This window comes from Sulfitobacter sp. R18_1, from assembly GCF_017743915.1.
In the GTDB taxonomy this organism is placed as follows: Bacteria; Pseudomonadota; Alphaproteobacteria; order Rhodobacterales; family Rhodobacteraceae; genus Sulfitobacter; species Sulfitobacter faviae.
In genome coordinates this window covers 1-6055 of the sequence record NZ_JAGHRG010000026.1, presented here as the reverse complement: position 1 = coordinate 6055, position 6055 = coordinate 1, and the positions used below count along the sequence as shown (strand labels likewise).

The following is a 6055-nucleotide window of genomic DNA, read 5'->3' as shown; positions in this document are numbered from 1 at the left end:
AGAGTGTCCGATCTTCTGTGTAATTGCGATCTGGTCCATGCTTCCTGAGAGTAGCAAGGACGATGACCATATCCAAGGAACTGCTGGACGAACTACTGAAGGGCTGCGAGCGGCCTGAAGACCTGCTTGGCGATGCCGGGCTAATGAAAGAGCTCAAGATCAAGCTGGTGGAGCGGATGCTCGGTGCTGAGCTGACGGCACATCTGTGCTATGAAGACGGCAAGGATGCCCCGCCTGAACAGACCAACCGTCGCAATGGGTCATTTGCCAAGAGATTGAAGGGGCAAGACGGCGAACTGCCTATCGCTGTGCCGCGGGACCGGCACGGCAGCTTCGAGCCTGAACTGGTGAAGAAGGGACAGACCCGCATTGATGGGATGGATGACAAGATTATCGGGCTTTACGCCGGCGGTCTGACGGTCCGCGATATCCGTGCTCATCTTGAGGACGTCTATGGCCTGCAAGTCTCGCCAGACTTGATCAGCCGCGTGACCGATGCGGTGTTGGATGAGGTTCGGGAGTGGCAATCCCGGGCGCTGGACCGGATGTATCCCATCGTCATTTTTGACGCTCTACGGGTCAAGGTCCGCGACGCCGATAGCGGCATGGTCAAGAACAAAGCCGTCTACGTGGCCCTTGGTGTCAGCAGGGATGGCGTGCGCGAGGTTCTTGGTCTTTGGATCGCTGACAACGAGGGCGCCAAATTTTGGCTCTCGGTGATGACAGAGCTGAAGAACCGTGGGCTGCAAGACATCCTGATTGCGGTCGTAGATGGCCTCAAGGGCTTCCCTGATGCCATCACAGCAGCCTTTCCGGACACGGCCGTGCAAACGTACATTGTCCATCTCGTGCGCCACTCGTTGAACTTCTGTGCCTGGAAAGATCGCAAGGAAGTGGCCGCTGATCTAAGGCGGATTTACAGCGCCCCTACAGCCGATCAAGCTGGCTTGGAGTTGGATGCCTTCGAGGAAAAATGGGCCGGGAAATATGCCTCTATCGCACCGGCCTGGCGCAGGGCTTGGCAGGAAGTGATCCCGTTCTTTGCTTTTGATCCCGCCATCCGGAAGATCATCTACACCACCAACGCAATTGAAAGCTTGAACCGTGTAATCCGCAAATCGATCAAGACGCGGGGATCGTTCCCGACCGAAGACGCCGCAACGAAGCTGATCTACTTGGCGATCCGAAACTTTGAGAAAGGCGGCCGGAATGTTCGAGAATGGTTTGCGGCTCGCAATCATTTCGCCATAATGTATGAGGATCGCTTCCATGCGTGACTGTATCTAAAACCCGCATGGGCCAGGCCAGATACACAAAGCTCATGACATTCCCGAATGTGGGGGCGATCTGCGCGTGGTGGGCGAGGATGTCAGCGAACTGCTCGACATGATCGCCGCCCAGATGAAGGTGACCCAGATCGCTCGGATCAAGAAATCCTGTCGGCGCTGCGAGCGGATGGTACAAGAACCTGCGCCCAGCCGTCCGATCCCGGGCAGCATGGCCGGGCCGAACCTCCTGGCGCATGTGTTGGCCTCGAAGTTTGACGACCATCTTCCTCTTTACCGTCAGCATGAAATCTTCGAGCTTTGGGGGCCGACACAGGTGCGGTAACTTTGGCTCGCGCCATGAGCGTCATCGAAACAGCCAAGCTAAATGGCCTCGATCCATAGGCCTATCTCGCGGACGTTCTCGACCGCATCCACGAGCACAAAATCAACCAACTGGATGAGCTGCTGCCGTGGGACTGGAAGGCGCGACGCCCTGAAGCAAGCAGTCAGGCCGCCTAAAGCGCGGTGCCAATGGCTTGGTTACCAGCAGACCGTGCGTAAACTTTAATAGCTATGCTTGCAGTCTAGCCAAAGGAAGGTTTAAAGAACTGTGAGACTATTTTAGGGATCTACAGCATGCTTCGCACCGTTATTGTTAGCAATTACATCCATGTTCAGGGAACCTTTGTGCGTGCTTTGGAGGATGGCGATATCATGGTTTGCACTGGCAATCGTAAGTTCCTCGGCAAGCCTATCAATCCTATAGGCCCTTCTGAAGTGTGTCCGACACCTCATACCTGCGAAACAAATACTGCAGCTTAGTTTCACCGAATAGTCAACTAATTGAATAAATCTTGAGAACCCTCTTCAGTGCGTGATCTTCGACGGGAGGTGTTTTGCTCCATACCTTTGCAGGTATTCAGATCACCATCGCCGAACCCTATGAAACATAGGACACCATTTGAGTTTATCAGCGTCTAGTGAAGAACTTTACAGTAGTTATACGCTTCGCTCGGGGTCAGGACCAAGTCTGAAAAATCTGTCAAATTTTTCCGATCTGATGTAAAGTCGCGCAGCAGCGGAATGACCGGGAAAGCTCCAGCCCGGCTAGCAAGCTGACGATTAGACCTAAAGGCGGCGCTACATTCTTGTTGTTACGGCCTACCTCAAGCTGCTTCTAGCTACGGCGGTCGACAAGTTTATTATTTGGAAGTTGTTTTAATGCAGAATCACGTATCGTACCTTTCTAGTTTGAGCAGGCGAACGAAAATAGTCTTGCAGTTAGCAGTTGACGCTTGTCTGGTCGTCCTATCGTTTGTTTCAGCGATGGTGCTACGGCTCGAAAACACAGCCTTTCTTTATCAAATAGACCTGTGGTGGTCGCTCGCCGCGGCCACCGTAACAGCGCTGTTTGCCTTTCGCCACCTTGGCCTATACCGCGCACTCGTCCGGTTTATCGCAGAAAAGACCCTTCTCAAGATCGGCAAAGGTGCCGTGATCTCTGCAGCCGCTTTGTATGCAGCTAGCGTTGGGTTTGACGCATTAGTGCCTCGCTCTGTCCCATTGATCTTTGCGATATTTATATTCTTGTCTGTCGGTGGATTGCGACTATTTACTCGTAATCTATTTCGGAATCCCAAACAGTTACGCAAACAGCCTGTTATTATCTACGGTGCTGGCGACGCGGGGTTGCAACTGGTGAGTTCCCTTTCCCACGGCCAAGAATATGCTCCTATGGCTTTCGTAGACGATGACCCAAAACTACAGAACATGACCGTTGGCGGACTTAACGTCTACGCCCCCGATCGCGTGCCGTACCTCATTGAGAAAACCGGCGCAAATGTCGTTTTGCTGGCAATACCGAGCATTTGCCGAGCGCGGCGTCGAACTATTGTAAAGCGTCTCGAAGACCATCAAGTCGAGATCAAAACAATACCAGGAATACCTGACATCATCACTGGCAAAGCCAAAATTTCTGAACTACGCACTGTGTCGGCTGAAGATCTACTCGGGCGTGATCCTGTTGTGCCGGACCCCAATCTGTTTCGAAAGAACATCACTGGAAAGGTGGTGATGGTTTCCGGCGCAGGCGGATCGATTGGTAGCGAACTTTGCCGTCAAATCTTGAACCAGACGCCATCGACCTTAGTCCTCTTTGAGGCTTCCGAATTTGCCCTATACACCATTGAATCGGAGGTGTCTGCAACTGCTAAGCGTCTGAAGCTTCCTACGAGGATAATACCTATTCTTGGCTCGGTCCAAAACAGCCGGCGTTTGGAAGCAGCAATCAAAGCCTTTAGGGTCGAGACGATCTATCATGCAGCTGCCTACAAACATGTCCCGTTGGTCGAAGAGAACATCGTGGAGGGCGTTCGGAACAACGTATTCGGCACACTCGCGATCGCCCTCGCAGCAAAAAAGTACGATGTTGAGAATTTTATTCTGATTTCCACTGATAAGGCTGTGCGTCCGACAAACATCATGGGCGCGACTAAACGAATTGCGGAGTTAATCTGTCAGGCTCAAGCAGCGGAAGGATCAAATACAGTCTTTACGATGGTGCGATTCGGGAACGTTCTAGGCTCTTCGGGGTCCGTCATCCCCAGATTTAGGTCGCAGATCGAGAATGGGGGGCCTATCACGGTCACGCACAAGGACATAACCCGGTATTTCATGACGATACCCGAAGCGGCTCAACTAGTAATTCAAGCAGGCGCAATGGGCCGCGGAGGAGACGTCTTTGTCTTGGATATGGGCGAACCAGTCAAAATTCTGGACTTGGCGTTCAGCATGGTTAAGCTACACGGGTTAACGCCCTACCTAGCCGAGCAAGCCGATCAAATTTCTCCTGAAAGGGGGGATATTCCAATTTGTATTGCTGGGCTGCGCAAAGGCGAAAAACTCTATGAAGAACTGCTTCTTGGCAACAACCCATCTCCGACCAGTCACCCACGCATTTTGACCGCTTCAGAAGTGTCTCTCTCTTCAGACGAGTTGATGTCGGCACTAGATCGCTTGCAACTTGCGTGCACTGCTTTCAACATACAGGAAGTAATTACCGTCCTGCATGAATTGCCGCTGGAGTATACACCAATAGACGATAACATCTCAGACCTGATATTTCTAAATAGGAGACAGAATGATCATGTTGAGATGGGTGAGTTCTTCCCACGGAAGTCGTCAGCCTAGGCTGGCTTTGTTGCATAAATCGGTTGCAATCCGAACTTCCCCTACCCCCGGACGGATTTAGCCTATGGGCTCAGTAGCAGGTATGCCAAGAGCGGTGTACTTTTTGAGGAAGGCAACACGGATTTGGATTTCTGTGACCTGGCGGTCGAAGTCCCGAGCCATGAGGCCCTGCCCCATCAACTTTACACAATGCATTTTGGTTTCGACACGGCTTCGTCGGTGATACCCGCTCCACCGTCCCCAGATGGCGCGGCCAAGGTATCGCGATGCATTGACCGCTTCGTTCCGGGCAACGGCTCCGGCGGATGTTGGTTTCTACGGCTTTGCGTTCTTGCGTGGCGGTATGACGGCGTAGGCATTCTGGGCAGCAATCGTAACCAAGCCATTGGCACCGCGGTTTATGCGGCCTGACTGCTTGCTTCAGGGTGTAGCGCCTTCCAGTTCCACGGCAGCAGCTCATCCAGTTTGTTGATCTTGTGGTCGTGGATGCGGTCGAGAACGTCCGCGAGATAGGCCTGTGGATCGAGGCCATTTAGCTTGGCTGTTTCGATGACGGACATGGCGCGAGCCAAAGTTTCCGCACCTGTGTCGGCCCCTGCAAAGAGCCAGTTCTTTCGCCCAATACCAATAGGGCGCAGAGCCCGCTCTGCTGGGTTGTTGTCGATGGCCACTCGACGGTCAGTTAAGAAGATGCTGAAGGCATTCCTCCGGCTTAGGCCATAGCGGAAGGCCTTGGCCAGATCGTTCTTGCCAGGAATGCGCAGGAGTTGCTGTTCGGACCAATCGAAGAAGGCCACCACCCTTGGTCGGCTCAGCCTTTGACGGGCCGCAAGGCGGACCTCTGCGGACTGGCCGTTAATGTCACGCTCAATACCATAAAATTCACCGATCCGGTCGAGCGCCTCATGCGCGATCTCGGACTTGGTTGAGGTCCAAAAGTCGTGGAAGTCTCGCCGCAGGTGCGCCCAAAAGGCCGCCTCGCGCAAACGTGGTGGGCCGTTAGACTGGGGTTCGTCGAGCTTGGCATACCCCTTGTAGCCGTCTGCTTGCAGAACGCCGCGGGCAGCGGCCAGATGACCTAGAACGTGCTCTTCTTTCCAGTTGGGCGCAAACCGGTAGACAGCGCCAGGTGGGGCGGCTCCTGCCCACGGGCGCTGGTCACGCACGTAGGCCCAGACCCGGCCCTTTCCCCAATCCTTTGTCTCTTCTGGAGCGGTCCAATACCCGGATCGGGGTATCGTCCGCATGCAGAAGGTCGCTACTCAGAATGTCCGCCCGATCAGCGGCGATAGTGTCTTCATGGCGCGGCCGCACCAGCCCACAAGTGTGCTTTCGGGGATGTCGGCCCCCATACGCTCGAAGATTTCATGCTGACGGTAAAGAGGAAGATGGTCGTCGAACTTCGAGATCAGCACATGCGCCAGGAGGTTCGGCCCGGCCATGCTGCCCGGGATCGGACGGCTGGGTGCAGGTTCTTGCACCATCCGCTCGCAGCGCTGACAGGATTTCTTGATCCGAGCGATCTGGATCACCTTCATCTGGGCGGCGATCATGTCGAGCAGTTCGCTGACATCCTCGCCCACCACGCGCAGATCGCC

3 protein-coding genes and 3 pseudogenes are annotated in these 6055 nt (G+C 54.1%); 4 read left to right on the top strand and 2 right to left on the bottom strand.

Features of this window, described 5'->3' with window-relative positions; genetic code table 11:
* Window positions 1–62 precede the first annotated feature (62 nt).
* The 4 genes and pseudogenes from J7392_RS23965 to J7392_RS23945 all read left to right on the top strand — a co-directional run bounded on the left by J7392_RS23965 (window position 63) and on the right by J7392_RS23945 (window position 4457).
* Window positions 63–1277: an IS256 family transposase gene (locus tag J7392_RS23965; protein ID WP_209219836.1), complete on the top strand. Its 1215-nt coding sequence runs from the start codon at window positions 63–65 to the stop codon at window positions 1275–1277.
* Window positions 1278–1329: 52 nt separating this feature from the next.
* A pseudogene (locus J7392_RS23960) lies at window positions 1330–1598 on the top strand (IS66 family transposase zinc-finger binding domain-containing protein); the annotation flags it as partial.
* A gap of 306 nt (window positions 1599–1904) precedes the next feature.
* The gene (locus J7392_RS23950; protein WP_209219835.1) at window positions 1905–2090 is read left to right on the top strand and encodes a hypothetical protein; all 186 of its coding nucleotides are present in this window, start codon (window positions 1905–1907) and stop codon (window positions 2088–2090) included.
* A gap of 453 nt (window positions 2091–2543) precedes the next feature.
* The gene (locus J7392_RS23945) at window positions 2544–4457 is read left to right on the top strand and encodes a nucleoside-diphosphate sugar epimerase/dehydratase (RefSeq protein WP_247744758.1); all 1914 of its coding nucleotides are present in this window, start codon (window positions 2544–2546) and stop codon (window positions 4455–4457) included.
* Window positions 4458–4514: 57 nt separating this feature from the next.
* Here the strand turns inward: J7392_RS23945 and J7392_RS23940 are convergent.
* Together J7392_RS23940 and J7392_RS23935 are read right to left on the bottom strand one after the other, a co-directional pair.
* Window positions 4515–4829 (bottom strand): annotated as a pseudogene (locus tag J7392_RS23940) (IS5/IS1182 family transposase); the annotation flags it as partial.
* Window positions 4830–4855: 26 nt separating this feature from the next.
* Window positions 4856–6040: pseudogene (locus J7392_RS23935) on the bottom strand (IS66 family transposase).
* Window positions 6041–6055: the final 15 nt, after the last annotated feature.

Excerpts from the sequence above, each read along its gene's own strand:
- J7392_RS23965 (WP_209219836.1), top strand. The coding sequence starts at position 63 with ATGACCATATCCAAGGAACTGCTGGACGAACTACTGAAGGGCTGCGAG.
- J7392_RS23950 (WP_209219835.1), top strand. The coding sequence starts at position 1,905 with ATGCTTCGCACCGTTATTGTTAGCAATTACATCCATGTTCAGGGAACC.